The organism is Cupriavidus sp. 30B13 (assembly GCF_049059565.2).
In the GTDB taxonomy this organism is placed as follows: domain Bacteria; phylum Pseudomonadota; class Gammaproteobacteria; order Burkholderiales; family Burkholderiaceae; genus Cupriavidus.
The window spans coordinates 901183-919929 of sequence record NZ_CP188223.1; the positions used below are offsets into that span (position 1 = coordinate 901183).

General features: G+C 70.4%; 17 protein-coding genes. 14 read left to right on the top strand and 3 right to left on the bottom strand.

From position 1 onward, the window contains the following. Nucleotides 1-22: 22 nt before the first annotated feature. On the bottom strand, nucleotides 23-820 hold the full coding sequence (locus tag ACKI2N_RS04275) for a crotonase/enoyl-CoA hydratase family protein (protein ID WP_420998520.1): 798 nt from the start codon (nucleotides 818-820) through the stop codon (nucleotides 23-25). A 253-nt stretch (nucleotides 821-1073) separates the two neighbouring features. On the opposite strand from ACKI2N_RS04275, the gene ACKI2N_RS04280 reads away from it, so the two are divergent. The 7 genes from ACKI2N_RS04280 (at nucleotide 1074) to ACKI2N_RS04310 (ending at nucleotide 7954) form a co-directional block, all read left to right on the top strand. After that, on the top strand, nucleotides 1074-1559 hold the full coding sequence (locus tag ACKI2N_RS04280; RefSeq protein ID WP_426990467.1) for a MarR family winged helix-turn-helix transcriptional regulator: 486 nt from the start codon (nucleotides 1074-1076) through the stop codon (nucleotides 1557-1559). 5 nt (nucleotides 1560-1564) lie between these two features. Further along, on the top strand, nucleotides 1565-3640 hold the full coding sequence (locus tag ACKI2N_RS04285; RefSeq protein WP_420997768.1) for an FUSC family protein: 2076 nt from the start codon (nucleotides 1565-1567) through the stop codon (nucleotides 3638-3640). Between the two features lie 55 nt (nucleotides 3641-3695). Next, nucleotides 3696-3905: a DUF1656 domain-containing protein gene (locus tag ACKI2N_RS04290; RefSeq protein ID WP_420997698.1), complete on the top strand. Its 210-nt coding sequence runs from the start codon at nucleotides 3696-3698 to the stop codon at nucleotides 3903-3905. After that, nucleotides 3902-4849, top strand: coding sequence for an efflux RND transporter periplasmic adaptor subunit (locus ACKI2N_RS04295; RefSeq protein ID WP_420997699.1), 948 nt, complete (start codon nucleotides 3902-3904; stop codon nucleotides 4847-4849). The genes ACKI2N_RS04290 and ACKI2N_RS04295 overlap by 4 nt, the downstream gene beginning before the upstream one ends. Continuing rightward, nucleotides 4846-6300: an efflux transporter outer membrane subunit gene (locus tag ACKI2N_RS04300; protein WP_420997700.1), complete on the top strand. Its 1455-nt coding sequence runs from the start codon at nucleotides 4846-4848 to the stop codon at nucleotides 6298-6300. The genes ACKI2N_RS04295 and ACKI2N_RS04300 overlap by 4 nt, the downstream gene beginning before the upstream one ends. A gap of 56 nt (nucleotides 6301-6356) precedes the next feature. Then, nucleotides 6357-7190 (top strand): MetQ/NlpA family ABC transporter substrate-binding protein, encoded by an 834-nt coding sequence (locus tag ACKI2N_RS04305; RefSeq protein WP_420997701.1) that lies wholly within the window; start codon nucleotides 6357-6359, stop codon nucleotides 7188-7190. A 176-nt stretch (nucleotides 7191-7366) separates the two neighbouring features. Further along, entirely contained in the window at nucleotides 7367-7954 is a 588-nt protein-coding gene (locus ACKI2N_RS04310; protein WP_420997702.1) for a DsbC family protein, read from the top strand. Between the two features lie 44 nt (nucleotides 7955-7998). Here ACKI2N_RS04310 and ACKI2N_RS04315 read toward each other — a convergent pair whose 3' ends face one another. Further along, nucleotides 7999-8646, bottom strand: coding sequence for a hypothetical protein (locus ACKI2N_RS04315; RefSeq protein WP_420997703.1), 648 nt, complete (start codon nucleotides 8644-8646; stop codon nucleotides 7999-8001). 216 nt (nucleotides 8647-8862) lie between these two features. Continuing rightward, nucleotides 8863-10278 carry a PLP-dependent aminotransferase family protein gene (locus tag ACKI2N_RS04320; RefSeq protein WP_420997704.1) on the bottom strand — a complete coding sequence of 472 codons (1416 nt, stop codon included), beginning with the start codon at nucleotides 10276-10278 and terminating at the stop codon, nucleotides 8863-8865. Nucleotides 10279-10484: 206 nt separating this feature from the next. Between ACKI2N_RS04320 and cyoA the strand changes: the two genes are divergently transcribed. The 7 genes from cyoA to ACKI2N_RS04355 all read left to right on the top strand — a co-directional run bounded on the left by cyoA (nucleotide 10485) and on the right by ACKI2N_RS04355 (nucleotide 18676). Then, complete coding sequence (gene cyoA / locus ACKI2N_RS04325; protein ID WP_420997705.1) at nucleotides 10485-11558, top strand: ubiquinol oxidase subunit II; 1074 nt, start codon at nucleotides 10485-10487, stop codon at nucleotides 11556-11558. A gap of 3 nt (nucleotides 11559-11561) precedes the next feature. Then, nucleotides 11562-13538, top strand: coding sequence for a cytochrome o ubiquinol oxidase subunit I (cyoB, locus tag ACKI2N_RS04330; RefSeq protein ID WP_420997706.1), 1977 nt, complete (start codon nucleotides 11562-11564; stop codon nucleotides 13536-13538). A gap of 3 nt (nucleotides 13539-13541) precedes the next feature. Next, nucleotides 13542-14165 (top strand): cytochrome o ubiquinol oxidase subunit III, encoded by a 624-nt coding sequence (gene cyoC, locus ACKI2N_RS04335; RefSeq protein ID WP_420997707.1) that lies wholly within the window; start codon nucleotides 13542-13544, stop codon nucleotides 14163-14165. After that, the gene (cyoD, locus tag ACKI2N_RS04340; protein ID WP_420997708.1) at nucleotides 14162-14536 is read left to right on the top strand and encodes a cytochrome o ubiquinol oxidase subunit IV; all 375 of its coding nucleotides are present in this window, start codon (nucleotides 14162-14164) and stop codon (nucleotides 14534-14536) included. Before cyoC ends, cyoD begins: the two co-directional genes overlap by 4 nt. Before the next feature lie 216 nt (nucleotides 14537-14752). Next, nucleotides 14753-15718, top strand: a complete 966-nt coding sequence (locus ACKI2N_RS04345) for a tripartite tricarboxylate transporter substrate binding protein (RefSeq protein WP_420997769.1) — start codon at nucleotides 14753-14755, stop codon at nucleotides 15716-15718. 23 nt (nucleotides 15719-15741) lie between these two features. Then, nucleotides 15742-16542 carry an enoyl-CoA hydratase/isomerase family protein gene (locus ACKI2N_RS04350; protein ID WP_420997709.1) on the top strand — a complete coding sequence of 267 codons (801 nt, stop codon included), beginning with the start codon at nucleotides 15742-15744 and terminating at the stop codon, nucleotides 16540-16542. A gap of 4 nt (nucleotides 16543-16546) precedes the next feature. After that, nucleotides 16547-18676 (top strand): acetate--CoA ligase family protein, encoded by a 2130-nt coding sequence (locus ACKI2N_RS04355; RefSeq protein WP_420997710.1) that lies wholly within the window; start codon nucleotides 16547-16549, stop codon nucleotides 18674-18676. Nucleotides 18677-18747: the final 71 nt, after the last annotated feature.

Here is an 18747-nt window from a genome sequence, read left to right on the forward strand (position 1 = left end):
TCCGCTCCCCCGGCGGGCCCCTTCAGCTGCCGGTGAACTGCGGCGCGCGCTTTTCCAGGAAGGCCGCCACGGCTTCCTTGTGGTCGGCGGTCTGGTGCGACAGCGCCTGGAACCCGGCCGACAGCTCCAGCAGCGTGTCCAGCCGCGTGTGCATGGCTTCGCGCATCAGGCGCTTGGCCAGCCGCACGGCGTGCGGCGGGTTGGCGGCGACGCGCGCGGCGAGTTCGTTGGCGACCGGCAGCAGTTGCTCGGCCGGCACCACGCGCGAGACCAGGTTCCACTCCAGCGCCTGCCGCGCGTCGATGACGTCGCCGGTGAAGGTCAGCTCGGCCGCGCGCGACAGGCCGACGATGCGCGGCAGCAGCCACGCGCCGCCGTCGCCGGGGATGATGCCGAGCTTGACGAAGCTCTCGGCGAAGCGGGCCTGCTCGGAGGCGATGCGCATGTCGCACATGCAGGCCAGGTCCAGCCCCGCGCCCATCGCCGCGCCGTTGACGGCGGCGATCACCGGCACTTCCAGGTTGAACAGCGCCAGCGGCAGCCGCTGGATGCCGCAGCGGTAGTCCTGGCGGATTTCCATGCCGGGCACCGTGCCCGAGGCCTGGCGTTCCATGTCGCGGATATTGCCGCCCGACGAGAACGCGGTGCCGGCGCCGGTGATGATGACCGCGCGCACGCTGTTGTCGCGGTGGATGCGGTCGATGGCCGCGAGGAAATCGGCCACGGCGGTGTTGCCGGTGAGCGGGTTGCGCCGCTCGGGCTCGTCCATGGTCAGGGTCACGATGTGGCCCTGCTGCTCGTAGCGCAGGAAGCTGGTCATGCGGGTCTCCTTTGTCGGTGCCGCGTCCCCCGATGGGACGGCCCGGGTTGTGGCAAGAGGCTAAGGGAGCGCCTCCATCGGTGTCCAATATTCAATTCGCCAAAGGTGATATGCGCGATGTATCGGGCGGGCGGCGGTGCGGCGGCGTGGGCGACGCAGCACATGATGCCGGCGCCGCCTAAGCCCATATTGCCGAAATGGTTAGCAGAATAATAGTTTGCAACCTAACTATATGGTTGCTATCATTCCGCTCATGCCCCCGATCGACGCCCTCCGTTTTGCCTTTACCGGCCAGCTCATGCTGGCCGGCCGCCAATGGCGCCACATCTCCCAGGGCGCCGTGACCGCCTACGGCATTTCCGCCGCGGCAGCCGGACCGCTGCTGTTCATCCGCCGCCTCGGCGGCGGCGTGCGGCAGGTCACGCTGGCCGACTACGTGGGACTGGAAGGCGCTTCGCTGGTGCGGCTGGTCGACCAGCTTTCCGCCGCGGGCCTGGTGCGCCGCGAGGTCGACGCCAATGACCGCCGCGCCAACGCGCTGTGGCTGACCGACGCCGGCGAGGAACTCGCCACCAAGATCGAGGCCGACCTCAAGCAGGTGCGCGCGGACGTCTTCGCGGGTCTCACCGAGCAGGATTTCGAAGGCGCGCTGCGCGTGCTCGACGCGCTGTCGCGCGCCGCCGCCGCGGCGGGCGGCAACGCCGGCAACATCGCCCTCCCCGGCAGCGCGGAGTCCTGACCGCGATGATGACCTGGCCTTCCGGAAGAGACTGGCTCTTTTCCTTCAAAGCTTTCGTGGCCGCCATGCTGGCGCTGTTCATCGCGCTCTACCTCGGCCTGCCGCGCCCGTACTGGGCGATGGCTTCCGTCTATATCGTGGCGCATCCGCTCACCGGCGCGACCCGCTCCAAGGCGCTGTACCGCGTGCTCGGCACGCTGCTGGGCGCGGCGGCTTCCGTCGCCATGGTGCCCACGCTGGTCAACGAGCCGGCGCTGCTGATGGCGGCGGTGGCGGTGTGGACCGGCGTGCTGCTCTACGTGGCGCTGCTGCACCGCACGCCGCGCAGCTACGTCTTCATGCTGGCGGCCTACACGCTGCCGCTGGTGGCCCTGCCTTCGGTGAACGATCCCGGCGGCATCTTCGACATCGCCGTGGCGCGCGCCGAGGAAATCTGCATCGGCATCCTGTGCGCCAGCGTGGTGGGCTCCCTGCTGTTCCCGGCCAACGTGGCCATGGTGCTGCGCCAGCGCTCCGCGCAGTGGCTCGCCGACGCCGCGCTGTGGGCCACCGACATGCTGTGCGCGGATGCCGCCGCCAAGGTCTCGCGCCACCAGAGCCGGCACCGCCTGGCGGCCGACATCCTGGCGCTGGACCAGCTCATCAGCCAGCTTTCCTACGACACCGAAACCGCCGCGCGCGTGCGGCAGGCGCAGGAACTGCGCGGGCGCATGACCATGCTGCTGCCGGTGCTGTCGTCGCTGGCCGCGGTGGTGGAGGCCCTGCACCAGAACCCGGCCGGCATGCCCGAGCGGCTGTCGCGCAACATGGCGCGGGTGCAGAAGTGGATCGCGGGCGGCGCGCAGGCGCCGCTGCCCGGGCTGGAACTGCCGCAGGCGTCGCCGCTGGCGGACGCGCAGGCCCGGCTCGACGCGGCCCGGCCCGGACAGGGCCCGGACTGGCACGACGCGCTGGCCGCCACCGCCGAGGGCCGCCTGCGCGAGCTGATGGAGCTGTGGCAGGACTGCGTCGCCTTGCAGCGCCGCATGGGCGCGGCCGAGCCGGAGGCGGAGTGGACGCCGGCGTTCCGGCGCTGGGAAGTCGGCGCCGCGCGCCACTACGACCACGGCATGCTGCTGTTTTCCACCGTGACCGTGGCGCTGGCCATCTTCACCATGGGCATGCTGTGGATCTGGACCGGCTGGGCCGACGGCGCGGGCGCGGTGGCGCTGGGCGCGGTGGCGTGCTGCTTCTTCGCGGCGCTGGACGAGCCCGCGCCGATGATCCATTCGTTCTTCACCTGGAACGTGGTGTGCCTGGTGATCGCCACCATCTACCTGTTCCTGGTGCTGCCCAACGCGCATGACTTCGAGATGCTGGTGCTGATGTTCTCCGCGCCCTACCTGGTGATCGGCGTGCTGATGGCGCAGCCGCGGCTGGCCCTGATCGGCATGCCGCTGGCGGTGATCACGGCCAACGACATCGGCATCCAGGGCGCGTACAGCGCCGACTTCCAGGCCTTCTTCAACGGCAACGTGGCCGGCATCGCGGGCATCCTGTTCGCGCTGATCTGGACCCTGGTGTTCCGCCCGTTCGGCACCAAGGTGGCGGCGCGCCGGCTGGTGCGCGCGAGCTGGGACGACATTGCCCGCAACGCCACCGGGCGCGCGCCCGGCGAGCACGCCCACCTGCGCGCGCGCATGCTCGACCGCCTGGCGCAACTGGTGCCGCGGCTGGCCGCCAGCGAGAGCGAGCTGTCCACCGACGGTTTTTCCGAAGTGCGCGTGGAGCTGAGCACGCTCGCGCTGCAGCGCGAGATGCCGGACCTGGCGCCGGACCACCAGCATGCCGTGCGGCGCGTGCTGCATGGCGTGGCCAGCTATTACCAGGCGCGCCTCGACGCGCGCGCCGACGCTCCGCCGCAGGTGCTGCGCGAGCGCATGAGCAAGGCCATCCGCGCCGTCGCCACGCGCGCCGACCATGCCTCGCGCGAGGCGTTCGCGGCGCTGGTGGAAATGCACGTGGCGCTGTTCGCCGCGGCGCCGCCGGCGCCGCTGCCGGCCCAGGCGGCCCAGGCGGTCAGTCCGGCGGGGAGCCCGTGATGGTCATGGCAATGAACGATGCAACGAACAACGGTTACCCACGCGGAGGCGCGCAATGAGCGGCGAGATCGACGTCTACGGCGTGTTTGTCCCTAGCCTGCTGGCCTGGATGCTGGTGGCTTTCCTGATTACCGCCTGCGCGCGCGCCGTGCTGGCGCGCACGGGCTTTTACCGGCTGGTCTGGCACCGGTCGCTGTTCAATCTGGCGTTTTACGTGATCGTGCTGGGTGGCGTCGTCTACCTGGTGCATCGGCTGCAGTCATGAAACTGAATCTTCGTACGCTCGGACCTGTCGTCCTTACCCTGGTCGTCACCGCGGTCGCGGTGGTCGTCGTCAAGCACCTGTGGGATTACTACACCACCGCGCCGTGGACGCGCGACGGCCACGTGCGCGCCGACGTGGTGCAGATCGCGCCCGACGTGTCCGGCCTGGTGACCAAGGTGCTGGTCAAGGACAACCAGCTCGTGCAGCGCGGCCAGCCGCTGTTCGAGATCGACCGCGACCGCTTCGCGCTGGCGCTGGCGCAGGCCCAGGCCACGCTGGCCGCGCAGAGCGCCACGCTGGCGCAGGCGCGGCGCGAGTCGCGGCGCAGCCAGACGCTGTCGGAAGTGGTGTCCAAGGAAGTGGTGGAAGAGGGCCTGGCCAAGGTCCAGCAGGGCGAGGCCGCCGTGCAGCAGGCGCAGGCCGCGGTCAACCTGGCGCGCCTGAACCTGGACCGCACCAGCGTGCTCAGCCCGGTGGACGGCTACGTCAACGACCGCCTGCCGCGCCTGGGCGACTACGTCACCACCGGCCGCCCGGTGCTGTCGATGGTCGACGCCGGCTCCTTCCACGTGGAAGGCTATTTCGAGGAAACCAAGCTGCACGGCATCCACATCGGCAATCCGGTGGACATCCGCATCATGGGCGAATCGCGCGTGCTGCACGGCCACGTGCAGAGCATCGCCGCCGGCATCGAGGACCGCGACCGCACCAACGGCTCGAACCTGCTGCCCAACGTGAACCCGACCTTCAACTGGGTGCGGCTGGCGCAGCGCATCCCGGTGCGCATCGTGCTGGACGAGCCGCCGCCCGACCTGCGGCTGGTGGCGGGCCGCACCGCCACCGTGTCGGTGCGCGAGACGGGCGCGCAGGGGCGCGCGCCAGGGCAGGACGGCGGCAAGGCCGCGCCGGCCGCGGCCGCGGCCAGCCAGGGAGCGGCACGATGAACGCGCTGCGCCTGGCCCTGCTGCCGGCGCTGGTGCCGCTGCTGTTCGCGTGCACCACGGTGGGCCCCGACTACCGCGTGCCGGACGATGCCGCCATCCATGCCCCGGCCGCCAACGGCGCGCTGCTCGGCACCGACAGCGCGGCCGTTTCCATCGGCGAGGTGCCCAACGACTGGTGGCGCCTGTACGACGATCCGAAGCTCGACCAACTGGTGCAGCAGGCGCTGGCCGCCAACACCGACCTGCGCGTGGCCTCGGCCAATCTCAAGCGCGCCATCGCGGTCTATCACGAGGTGGAGTCGGAAAACCTGCCGCAGGGCGCCGTCGGCGCCAGCGTGGCGCGCGGGCAGATCGCCGGCGAGCCGCTGCTGCACGAAGAGAAGATCCCGGTGTTCAACTTCGGCGACGTGGGGCTCAACGTCTCCTACCTGATCGACTTCTTCGGCAAGCTGGCGCGCGCGGACGAAGCCGCGCTGGCCGGCGCGCAGGCCAGCGCCGCCGCGCTCGACCAGGCCCGCGTGGTGGTGGCGGCCGAGACCGTGCGCGCCTATGTGCAGGGCTGCGCCGCCACCCACGAGCTCGAAGTGGCCGAGCACCAGCTCGCGCTGCAGAACCGCGGCGTGGAGATCGCCCGCAAGATGGTCGAGGCCGGCCGCGGGCAGCCGGTCGACCTGCTGCGCGCCGAGGCCCAGTCCGACGCGCTGCGCGCCAACTTGCCGCGCTTCAAGGCCGAGCAGGACGGCGCGGCCTACCGCCTGGCGGTGATGCTGGGCAAGCCGCCCAGCGCCGAGTCGCGCGCCGAGTATGCCTGCCACGAGGAGCCGCGCCTGACCCGGCCGCTGCCGGTGGGCGACGGCGCCGCGCTGCTCAAGCGCCGGCCCGACGTGCGCCAGGCCGAGCGCGAGCTGGCCGCGGCCACGGCCAAGATCGGCGTGGCCACGGCGGACCTGTACCCGTCCATCAGCATCGGCGCGTCGACCGGCCTGAGCGGCATTCTCGACCACCTCGGCCAGGGGCAGACCGCGCACTGGACCGTGGGCCCGCTGATCACCTGGAACCTGCCGACCAACGGCACGCGCGCGCGCATCCATGGCACCGAGGCCGGCGCCGAGGCCGCGCTGGCGCATTTCGACGGCGTGGTGCTCAAGGCACTGCGCGAGACGCAGACCGCGCTGAGCAGCTACACGCGCGAACTGGAGCGCGCCAGCGCGCTGCGCGATGCGCGCGACAAGGCCGGCGAGGCGGCGCGCCAGAACCGCCAGCTCTACCAGGCCGGCCGCTCGCCGTACCTGTCCAGCCTCGACGCGGACCGCACGCTGGCCAGCACCGACGCCCAGCTGGCGGCGGCGCAAAGCCAGGTCGCGCTGGACCAGATCAATCTGTTCCTCGCGCTCGGCGGCGGCTGGCAGGGCGCGCCCAAGGTCGAAGCGCATACAATGAGCGAGCGCTGAGCCGGCCTGCCATCGGCCGGTCCGGCCGGCCGGTCTTTCATTATTCGAAGCACAACATGGCAATGACTTCTTTCCCGTATTCCCGTTTTTCCCTCGCCAGGACGCTGGCCGCCGCCGCGGCCGCGCTCGGCATCGCCGCCTCAGGCGCCGCGCTGGCGCAGGAGCAGACCGTGCGCCTGGGCACCGTGAGCGGCCCCGACGCGCAGGTCTGGCAGGTGGTCCAGAAGGTGGCCAGGCGCAACGGCCTCGACGTCAAGATCGTGGAGTTCAACGACTACGTGCAGCCCAACGCCGCGCTGGACGCCGGCGAGCTCGACGCCAACAGCTTCCAGCACCAGCCGTATCTCGACAGCCAGATCAAGCAGCGCGGCTACAAGATGGTGAGCGTCGGCTACACCTATATCTCGCCGCTGGGCATCTACTCGCAGAAGCTCAAGTCGCCCAAGGACCTGCCGCAGGGCGCCAGGGTTGCCGTGCCCAACGACCCGTCCAACGAGAACCGCGCGCTGCTGCTGCTGGCCGCGCAGGGCGTGATCAAGCTCAAGCCCGGCGTGGGCAGCAACGGCGTCAACGCCACGCCGCTGGACGTGAGCGAGAACCCGAAGAAGCTGAAGATCGTCGAACTCGACGCCGCGCAGCTCGCGCGCGCGCTGCCCGACGTGGCCGCGGCCGTGATCAACACCAACTACGCGCTGGCCGCCGGCCTGCAGCCGCAGCGCAACGCCATCGCGCTGGAAGACATCCACAGCCCCTACGCCAACATCATCGTGGTGCGCACGCAGGACAAGGACAAGCCGTGGGTGAAGAAGCTGGTGGCCGCGTACCAGTCCGAGGAAGTGCGCCAGTTCATGAAGAACGAGTTCAAGGGCGCGATGGTGCCGTCGTTCTGAGGCGGCGGGGGCTGGCGGCCGCGGCAGCATGCGCCGGCGCCGGCCCTCTCCCCCCAGGGCGCACTCAATTTAGGACTTATCCTAAATACGGCGCAGTTCCCTGCACGTACACTGGGAACCGATGCGCACGGGCCGCCGCGGCCCGTGCCGGAACCGCCCCTCCACCATCGGATGCCATGTACGGAAAACTCCTCCTCCCAGCCCTTCTCGTCCTTGCCCTCGGCGCCTGCGGAAAGTCCGCGCCCGACGCGCAGGGCACAGCCCCGGCGCCGGCCGCCGCGCAGCAGGCCGCCACGCTTTCGGTCGACGCCATCGCCGCGGCCACCAAGGGCTTCAGCGCCGGCAATCTGCTCAGCGCGAAGAAGGTCTACATCTTCTTCGATCCGCAATGCCCGCATTGCGGTGAGCTGTGGAAGGCCGCCGCGCCGCTGATGTCGTCGGTGCATTTCACCTGGATCCCGGTGGCGCTGCTGACGCCGGAGCGTTCCGCGCAGCAGGGCGCGGCGCTGCTCGACAGCAAGGATGCCGTGAAGACCATGGACAGCCACGAGGCCACGCTGGCGACCGCGCAGCGCGGGCTCGATACCGCCGGCATGCAGATCCCCGCGCAGGCGCTGGCGCAGGTGAAGGCCAATACCGAATATTTCCTGGGTCTGGGCATCACCAGCGTGCCGTTCGCCGTGTTCGCGGGAGAGGGCGGGCAGGTCCAGACCATCGAAGGCGCGTTGTCCACCGATGCGCTGAAGGCCCGCCTGGGTGTCTGAGAGATAAATCCGAGGCGCGCGGCGAAATGCCGCACCGGCGCCGGCTAGCGGGCCGCCGCCCGCGTTGCCGGCGTGGCGCCGGCCAGCCCGGCCGCGCCGCTCCAGTAGACCCAGCTGCGCTTGCGCCGCAGGCGTTCCAGGTAGTCGCTCTCGAAGCCGCGCGGGAAACGGTTCGCGGCGTGCCGCGCGGCTTCCTGCAGGCCCGCCGCTTCCCACACCCGGATCGTGCCCGACGCAAGCCGGCCCGCCATGCCGAGGTCGAAGTAGGGCACGGCCAGGCCGAGGTGGTGGCGCGACTGCGACACGCTGGCGGTCCAGTCGCGCATGGCGTCGGCCAGCGCCAGCAGTGCCGCCGAGAACGACTGCCGGGTGCGCGCCATCAGCATGCGGCCGCTGAGCACGCCGTCCACCAGATCGCGCTGCGCATCCGACAGTTGCGCGCGCTCGAAGGTCCCCAGCGCGGGATGGTGCGCGGCCAGCAGGCGCAGGCAGTCGGCCAGCCCGGTGGCGCCTTCGTCGCCGATGGCGAGCGCGGGGCAGCGCGGGTCGGCGTCGGTGAGCAGCGGCAGCACTTCGGCCGCATGGCGCGGCGAGGCCAGTTCATGGACGGTGTGCGCGATGCCGGCGTCCTGCATGAACAGCGCAAGCGTGGCGCAGGCCGGGCATCCTTTGGAAACGAACAGTTGGTACATCGCAGGGACGAGACATCCCGTCCGCCCGGCACCGCGGTGCCGGCGGGGAGAGATGTCGTTCGGGAGGGAGGTCTGGACAGGCGGACTTTACGGCCGCGCCGCGCGCGCGGAAAGAATCAGATCCGGCGAATATGACCGGATCAGCGCGGCCGGATCGGCGCAAGCCGCCGCTTCCCCGCGGCACTCCCCGCGGCACTCCTGCTGCTTCGTGCCCCGCTACACCACGATCGCGCGGTGCGGGCGCGGCATGCGCGCCAGCAGGTCGGCCAGCTTCTTCAGCGCCAGCGCCAGCCGCGCGCGCTCCTTGACGCCGCCCAGCGAGATGCGGATCGCGTTGGGCGGATTGGGCCCCGCGTGGAACGCGTCGGAGGCGGTCACGCGCAGGTCTTCGGCGTGCGCGGCCTGGGTCAGCTCGCGCGAAGTCCAGTAGCTCGGCAGCAGGTGCCACATGTGGATGCCGGCCGACGGCGGATGGCCGAGGCTGCCCAGCACGCCGCGCGCGAGCGCCAGGCGCGCGGCGCATTCGGCGCGTATGTCGCCCAGCAGCGCGAGCGCGGTGCCGTCATGCACCCACTGCGTGGCCAGCGCGGTGGACAGCGGCGTGGACATCAGCGCGAACGAGCGCAGCGCCGCCAGCACGGCATCCTGGTCGGCGGCGGGCGGCGTGACGAGATAGGCCGTGCGCAGGCCCGGGCTCAGGCATTTGGACAGCGTGGCGATGTAGTAGACGTGCGCGGGCGAGTAGTTCGCCAGCGGCGGCGGCGCGTGCGGCGTCAGCAGCCAGTACGGGTCGTCCTCGATGATGGCGATGCCGCGCTGCTCGGCCACGCGCGCGATGTCGCGGCGGCGCTGCGCCGGCATGGTGCGGGCGTTGGGGTTCTGCGAGGTCGGGTTGAGGTAGGCCACGCGCGCGCCGTGTTCGCGGCAGGCCGCTTCCAGCGCGTCGGGGCGCATGCCCTGGTCGTCCGCCGCGGCGCTCACCACCTGGCGGCCGAGCTGCTCGGCGGCCAGCCGCAGGCCCGGGTAGCACAGCGGCTCGGTGACGATGGCGCCGCCGGGCGGCGTGAGCGCGAGGATCAGCGCGGCCAGCGCGGCCTGCGCGCCGGGGCAGGCGATCAGCCGCGCGGGCGCCACCTCGTCCAGCATCGGCGCCAGCCACAGCGTGCCGGCGGCCTTGTCGGGCTGGCTGCCGCCGCCGAGCTGGTAGGTCATCAGCAGGTTGGCGTCGGTGCGCAGCAGCACCTGCGACATGCCGCGCCGCAGCAGGTCGTCGAAGTCCAGCCCCTCGGGCGGCGGCGGCACGTTCATGCTGAGGTCCACCATCTGCGCCAGCTCCACCGTGGGCGCGGCGACGAAGGTGCCGAGCGCGCCGCGCGCCTCCACCAGGTGGCGGCGCTTGGCTTCGGCCAGCGCGCGGGTCACGGTGGTGAGGTCCACGCCGAGCAGTTCGGCGAGCTGGCGCTGGGGCGGCAGGCGGTCGCCCGGATTGAGCCCGCCGTCGGCCACGGCCTGCTCCATCGCCGCCACCACCTGCAGGTAGCGCGCGCCCTTGCCGCGGCGGAAATCGGGCAGCCACGCCGGCCGCGCGGGCGCTTCCCTGACTGGCTCTCGTGGGGTGGATTTGCTAGGCATAAACCCTCGTTGTATGGCTTTTGTCTTACCTTAATATCCGGCACCGCATCGCATTAAGCCATACATTGAGCCGTTTTGTATGCCCTCCCGCCTTCGTGGCGGCCGTCGCTCGCAGCAAGCCCTCGCCCCGATGTATTCCGCGTGCCGTGGCATTCCGTCCCGACAAGTGCATAGGTTATGTGGTGCATAACTAAGGTGATCCAGATATGCGCAAATCGACGGCCGGGCCAGCCATGGCGATCCGGCGCCCCCTACATGCCCGGGCAAAGGCGTGGGCCGGCAAGCTGCCGGGCTCCGCGCTGGCCTGCGGCGCCGCCGCGGCATTGCTGCTGAGCGGCTGCTCGATGGAACTCTTCTCGCCGAAGGGCGCCATCGGGCACCAGGAGAAATCGCTCATCGTCATCTCGCTCGCGGTGATGCTGATGGTGGTGATCCCGGTGATCTTCCTCACGCTGTATTTCGCCTGGCGCTACCGCGCCTCCAACACGCGCGCGACCTACGCGCCGAAGTGGGCGCACTCCACCGCCATCGAAGTGGTGGTGTGGAGCATCCCGTGCGTGATCGTGATCTTCCTCGGCATCCTGATCTGGGACACCACGCACAAGCTCGATCCGTACCGGCCCATCGAGGCGGCCGCCGAGCCGGTGGAGGTGGAGGTGATCGCGCTGAACTGGAAGTGGCTGTTCATCTATCCGCAGTACGGCGTGGCCTCGCTCAACCAGCTGGCGATTCCGGTGGACACGCCGGTCAGCTTCAAGCTGACCGCCGAGTCGATGATGAATTCCTTCTTCATCCCGCAACTGGGCAGCCAGGTCTACGCCATGGCGGGCATGCAGACGCGCCTGCACCTGATCGCCGACACGCCGGGCGTGTACCTCGGGCAGTCCGCGGCGTACAGCGGCGCGGGCTTCTCCGACATGCACTTCAAGACCTTCGCCACCTCGCGCGCCGACTTCGACCGCTGGATCGCGCAGGCGAAGCAAGCCGCGCAGCCGCTCGACGAAAAGACCTACCGCGCGCTCGAGCGTCCCAGCAGCAAGGACCCCGTCACGCTGTACTCGAGCGTGGCGCCGGCGCTGTTCGCCGGCGTGGTGGACAAGTACATGAAGGGCGGCGATCCGGTCTGCCGCGCGAACAGCCCGGCCACGCTGGAGACGGCGTCGGAGCCGCCTCCGACGTTGCCTTCGGCGTCGCCGTCGACGCCCGTCCCCCGGGACCTCTCGCAGGCCTCCATCCCGGCCAACCTCCCGCGCTCCGGCGCCACGGCCACGGAGCTATAAGCCATGTTCGGAAAACTCAATCTCGACGCCATCCCGTACCATGAGCCGATCATCATGGGCACGCTGGTGGTGGTCCTGCTCGGCGGCGCCGCGCTGCTGGGCGCCATCACTTACTTCGGCAAGTGGAAATACCTGTGGACCGAGTGGTTCACCTCGGTGGACCACAAGAAGATCGGCGTGATGTACATCATCATGGCGCTGGTCATGCTGCTGCGCGGCTTTGCCGACGCCATCATGATGCGCGTGCAGCAGGCCCTGGCCTACGGCGACGCGGCCGGCTACCTGCCGCCGCACCACTACGACCAGATCTTCACCGCGCACGGCGTGATCATGATCTTCTTCGTGGCCACGCCGTTCATCCTCGGCCTGATGAACGTGATCGTGCCGCTGCAGATCGGCGCGCGCGACGTGGCCTATCCGTTCGTCAACTCGCTGAGCTTCTGGCTGTCGGCGGTGGGCGCGGTGCTGGTGATGCTGTCGATGTTCGTCGGCGACTTCGCCGCCACCGGCTGGGTTGCCTATCCGCCGCTGTCGGAGCTCGGCTACAGTCCGACGGTGGGGGTCGACTACTACATATGGTCGCTGCAGATATCGGGCATCGGCACCACGCTGACCGGCATCAACTTCATCGTCACCATCCTGCGCATGCGCGCGCCCGGCCTGAACCTGATGAAGATGCCGGTGTTTACCTGGACCGCGCTGATCACCAACATCCTGATCGTGGCGGTGTTCCCGGTGCTGACCGCGACGCTGGCGCTGCTGACCGCCGACCGCTACCTGGGCATGCATTTCTTCACCAACGAGCTTGGCGGGAACGCCATGATGTACATCAACCTGATCTGGGTGTGGGGCCACCCCGAGGTGTACATCCTGATCCTGCCGTGCTTCGGCGCGTTCTCGGAAATCATCTCCACGTTCTCGGGCAAGCCGCTGTTCGGCTACAAGTCGATGGTGTACGCCACCTCGTCGATCGGCGTGCTGTCGTTCTTCGTCTGGCTGCACCACTTCTTCACCATGGGCTCGGGCGCCAACGTCAATGCCTTCTTCGGCATCATGACCTCGATCATCTCCATCCCCACCGGGGTGAAGCTGTTCAACTGGCTGTTCACCATGTACCGCGGGCGCATCCGCTACCATTCCTCGACGCTGTGGACCATCGGCTTCATGGTCACCTTCGCGGTGGGCGGCATGACCGGCGTGCTGCTGGCGGTGCCGGGCGCGGACTTCGTGCTGCACAACAGCCTGTTCCTCGTGGCCCACTTCCACAACGTCATCATCGGCGGCGTGATCTTCGGCTGCCTGGCGGCGATGAGCTTCTGGTTCCCCAAGGTGTTCGGCTTCACCCTCAACGAGCGCTGGGGCAAGATCTCGTTCTGGTGCTGGCTGGTGGGCTTCTACCTGGCCTTCATGCCGCTCTACGTGCTCGGCTTCAAGGGCATGACGCGCCGGATGAACCACTACGCCAACGTCGACTGGCATCCCTACCTGGTGGTGGCGCTGTGCGGCGCGGTGATCATCGGCGCCGGCATCGTGGCGCTGCTGGTCCAGCTGTTCGTCAGCGTGCGCGACCGCAAGCAGAACATGGACCCCACCGGCGACCCGTGGGACGGCCGCAGCCTGGAATGGGCCACGGCCTCGCCGGCGCCGTTCTACAACTTCGCCCACGTGCCGCACATCACCTCGCTCGAGCAGCACTGGGACGACAAGGAAAACGGCCGCGCCTACGTGCAGCCCGCGCGCTACGAGGACATCCATATGCCGAAGAACACCGGCGCCGGCATCATCATCTCCGGCTTCAGCCTGGTGCTGTGCTTCGCACTGGTGTGGCACATGTGGCCGGTGGCGATCGTCTCGCTGGCCTGCGTGATCGGCACCTTCATCCTGCGCAGCTACGACCGCGACGTGGACTACTACGTGCCGGCGGCGGAAGTCGAGCGCATCGAGAACTCGCGCTACGCGAAGCTGCAGGAGGCGGCATAAACCATGAGCAATACCATGACTGCCCACGCGCACCCGCATTCGCACGCGGCGCACGACCACGCGCATCACGACGACGGCACCACCACCACGCTCGGGTTCTGGATCTACCTGATGAGCGACTGCCTGATCTTCGCGGTGCTGTTCGCGACGTTCGGCGTGCTGGTCGCCAACACCGCCGGCGGCCCGAGCGGGCGCGAGCTGTTCGAGCTGCCCTTCGTGCTGGGCGAGACCATGCTGCTGCTGCTCAGCAGCTTCACCTTCGGCGTGGCGATGCTGTACATGCACTCCGGGCGCAGCCACCTGGTGGTGCGCTGGCTGGGCGTGACCTTCCTGCTCGGCGCCGCGTTCATCGCGATGGAGCTGTACGAGTTCACCGAGCTGCTGCACCGCGGCGCGGGCCCCGGCGTGAGCGCGTTCCTGTCCTCGTACTTCACGCTGGTCGGCACCCACGGCCTGCACGTGACCTGCGGCCTGGTGTGGATCGCCGTGATGATGCACCAGCTCAGGCGCTTCGGGCTGGACGGCATCACCAGCCGCCGCCTGAACTGCCTGAGCATGTTCTGGCACTTCCTGGACCTGATCTGGATCTGCGTCTTTACCTTCGTCTACCTGCGTGAGTTCGTATGAAGAGCAAGCACCTTCACCCGGCCGGCGCCGCCGATGCCGCGCACGGCAGCTTCAAGGGCTACGTGGCCGGCTTCGCGTTGTCGGTCCTGCTGACCTTCGCCTCGTTCGGCGCGGTGATGCTGGACGTGGTGCCGCGGCACCTGGGCCTGACCGCCATCGTCGTGCTGTGCGTGGCGCAGCTGCTGGTGCAGCTCGTGTTCTTCCTGCACATGGGCACCGCGCGCGACCAGCGCCAGAACACGGCCATCTTCATCTGCAGCGCGCTGCTGATCGCCATCATCGTGGCCGGCTCGCTGTGGGTCATGCATAACGCCAACGTCAACATGATGCCGACGCAGATGTCGATGGAACGGGCCAAGATGCGCGACTAGCGGCCGCGCCCGCCCGGCGCCGCGCGGCCGTCAATTCCGCTCAACGGAATTGACGGGCTGCAATGCGGGGCGCGCGGGCCTATTCTCGTCTCCAACAAACGGGGCATCGCGGCGGTCGTGCGCGATGCCCCGGATTCCAAGGAGACGACAGTGCAGTATTCCCTTCCGCCTTTCCTTCCGCCTTTCCTTCCATTGGCCCTGCGCGCCGCCGGCAGACTGGCGACGCTGGCCGCCGGGCTCGCCCTCGGCGCCGCCTGCCTGCCGGCCGCCGCCACCGCGGCCTTTCCCGACAAGCCCATCCGCATCGTGGTGCCGTTCTCCCCGGGCGGCGGCACGGACCTGATCGCGCGCACCATGGGCGTGGCCATGTCGCAGGACCTCGGCCAGCCGGTGGTGGTGGACAACAAGCCCGGCGGCGGCACCATCATCGGCACCGACAACGTGGCCAAGAGCGCGCCGGACGGCTACACGCTGGTGATGGCGACCTTCGCCCACGCGGTCAACCCGAGCCTGCAGCCCAAGCTGCCGTACGCCACCGACAAGGCGTTCGCGCCGGTGGTGCTGGTCGGCCGCTCGCCCAACGTGCTGGTGGTGCGGCCCGACAGCCCCTACAAGACCGTGCAGGACCTGATCGCCGCGGCCCGCGCCAACCCCGGCAAGATCTCGTTCGCCTCGCAGGGGCCCGGCACCTCGGCGCATCTCGCCGGCGAGCTGTTCAAGAGCCTGGCCAGGGTCAACCTCAACCACATTCCCTACCGCGGCGCTGGCCCGGCCATCACCGACCTGCTCGGCGGGCAGGTGGACCTGATGTTCGCCACCGCCTCGGCGGTGGGCAACCTGCTGGAGTCCGGCAAGCTGCGCGCGCTCGGCGTGACCAGCGCGCAGCGCTCGGCCAGCGCCGACCTCGCCAGGGTGCCGACCATCGCCGAGAGCGGCGTGCCCGGCTATGTGGCGGAGAGCTGGTACGGCCTGTTCGCGCCGGCCGGCACCCCGGCGCCGGTCATCGCGCGCCTCAACGCGGCGGCCAGGAAAGCCGTGGCCACCTACGCCTTCCGCAAGCGCGCCGAGTCCGAGGGGCTGATCGTCAGCCCCGGCACGCCGGACGAATTCGGCCGCTACGTGCACGGCGAGCAGGCGCGCTGGAGCCAGGTCGTCAAAGACGCAAAGATCACTCTCAACTAAACCGAGCCGCAGCCAGACCCATCATGACCGACTATTCCTTCATCGAGCTGGAAACCCAGGACGGCGTCGCCGTGCTGACCCTCAACCGTCCCGACAAGCGCAACGCCATCACCGACGACATGCGCAGCGAACTGATCGACGCGCTGGAGCGCGTCACCGCCGAGCGCAGGATCCGCGCGCTGGTGCTGACCGGCAACGGCAAGGGCTTCTGCGCCGGCGGCGACGTGGCCGGCATGCAGAAGCGCATGGACGCGCCGCAGGGCGAGGTCGGCTTCAACGGCTGGGCGCGCCAGCAGCGCGTGCACCACTCGGTGGCGCTGCTGCACGACATGCCCAAGCCGACCATCGCCGCCGTCAACGGCTCGGCCGCCGGGCTGGGCGCCGACATGGCGATGGCCTGCGACTTCGTGATCGCCTCCGAGAGCGCCAGCTTTGCCTGGTCCTACATCCACCGCGGGCTGATTCCCGACGGCGGCGGCATGTATTTCCTGCCGCGCCGCACCGGCCTGTCCAGGGCCAAGGAACTGATCTTCAGCGGGCGCAAGGTGGATGCCGCCGAAGCGCTGCGGCTCGGCATCGCCGACCGCGTGAGCACGCCGGACGCGCTGCTGGTCGATGCGCGCAACTGGGCGGCGCAGCTCAGCCACGGCTCGCCCACCGCGCTGGCGCTCGGCAAGTCGATCCTCAACCAGAGCTTCGAGCTGCCGGCCGGCCAGGTATTCGCGCAGGGCAGCCAGGCGCAGGGCATCTGCTACACCAGCAGCGAGCACCGCGAGTCGGTGCTGGCTTTCCTGAACAAGACCGCGGCCGCGGCGAAGGGCTGACGCGATGGCATCCGATCTGATCGACGCCGTCGGCGCGTCCCCCTCTTCGGCCATCGCGCGCCTGGTCAAGCCGCGCAGCGTGGCGGTCATCGGCGCCTCGGCCGATCCGGCCAAGACCTCGGGCCGCCCGGTTTCCTACCTGACGCGGCACGGCTTCGGCGGCGCGATCTACCCGGTCAACCCGAAGGTGGACACCATCGGCGGCATCCGCTGCTATCCGGACATCGGCTCGCTGCCCGAAGTGCCGGACGTGGGCATCGTGCTGCTGGGCGCGGAGCGCGCGCAGCATGCGGTGCGCGAGCTGGCCGCGCGCGGCACCGGCGCGGCCATCGTGCTGGCCAGCGGCTACACCGAGACCGGCGCCGAGGGCGCGCGCCGCCAGGCGGAGCTGCTGGAGGCCGCGGGCAGCATGCGCTTGCTCGGGCCCAACACCATCGGGCTGGTCAACCTGACCGACAGCATCCCGCTGTCGGCCAGCGGCGCGCTGGAGATGGAGCATTTCCCGGCCGGCAGCATCGGCGTGGTGTCGCAGAGCGGCGGCATCCTCGGCGCCTTGCTGTCGCGCGCCGCGGCGCGCGGCATCGGCTTGTCCAAGCTGGTCTCCACCAGCAACGAGGCCGACCTCGACCTGGCCGACTTCGTCGACTTCCTGGCCGACGACGAAGCCACCCGCGTGATCGCGCTGTACGTGGAAAGCGTGCGCGACCCGGCGCGCTTCCGCGCCGCCGCGCTCAAGGCGGCGGCGGCCGGCAAGCCGGTGGTGGCGTTCAAGATCGGCCGCTCGGAGGCCGGCGCGCGCGCGGCCGTCTCGCACACCGGCGCCATGGCCGGCGCGGACCGCATGTACGACGCGCTGTTCCGCCAGGTCGGCGTGATCCGCGCGCAGACCTTCGCCGACCTGATCGACATCCCCGCCGCGCTGGCGGCCGGCCGCGTGCTGCGCGGCCGGCGCGTGGCGGTGCTGACCTCGACCGGCGGCGCCGGCACGCTGGTGTCCGACAGCCTGGGCGTGTCCGGCTTCGAGACCCCGCCGCCCGACGAGGCCACCGCGGCCAGGCTGCGCGCGCTGCAGAACGGCGACCATGCCGCGCTGGACCGCAACCCGATCGACGTCACGCTGGCCGGCCTGCAGCCCGACCTGCTGCGCGCTGCCATCCGCACGCTGCTCGACAGCCCGGGCTACGACGCCGTGGCGGTCATCGTCGGCTCGTCCGGCCTGGCCATGCCGGACCTGATGGCCGATGCCATCCGCGACTGCCTGCCGGGCAGCGACAAGCCGGTGCTGGCCTACGTGAGCCCGCACGCGCCGCACGTGGCCGCGGTGCTGAACCAGCGCGGCGTGCCGGCCTTCAGCGCGCCGGAGAGCTGCGCGGCGGCGTTCGGCGCGATGCTGGCCGCCGCGCGGCTGCGCGGCGCGCCGGCGCCGGTGGCCGCGCCGGCGGTGGCCGCCGCCGGCATCGACGACCTGCCGGCGGGCTCGCTGGACGAGGCGCAGGCCAAGGCGCTGTTCGCGCGCTTCGGCCTGCCGTCGGTGCGCGAGACGGTGGTGGGCGACGGCGCGCAGGCGGAAGCCGCCGCGCGCGCGCTCGGCGGGCGCGTGGTGCTGAAGATCCTGTCGTCGGAGATCACGCACAAGAGCGACATCGGCGGCGTGGCGGTCGGCGTGGCGCCGCAGGACGTGGCGGCGCGGCTGGCGGCGATGCGCGCCGAGGTGGCCGGCCATACCGGCCGCGAGCCGGACCGCTTCCTGGTGCAGGAGATGGTGGGCGGCGGCGTCGAGATGATCCTCGGCCTGCACCGCGACGCGCTCGGCACCGCGGTGCTGCTCGGCATGGGCGGCGTCACCGCCGAGCTGTTCCAGGACACCACCATGCGCCTGCTGCCGCCGGGCGGCGCGCTGTCGCAAGAGGAGGCAGCCGGCATGGCGCGCGAGCTGAAGACGTGGCCGCTGCTGGACGGCTACCGCGGCCGCCCGAAGGCGGACGTGCAGGCGCTGGCCGATGCCATCGTCGCCTTCTCGCGCATGGCCGCCGCGCTGGGCGAGCGGCTGGTCGAGGCGGAGATCAACCCGGTGTTCGTGCTGCCGGCCGGGCAGGGCGTGCGCGCCGCGGACGGCGTGGCGCTCATCGCCTAGCTCGCGCGCGGGGCCGGTCTGTGCCAGACTGCTGCCCTTGGCGCCGCATTTCCGCTGGCCGGAAATGCGGC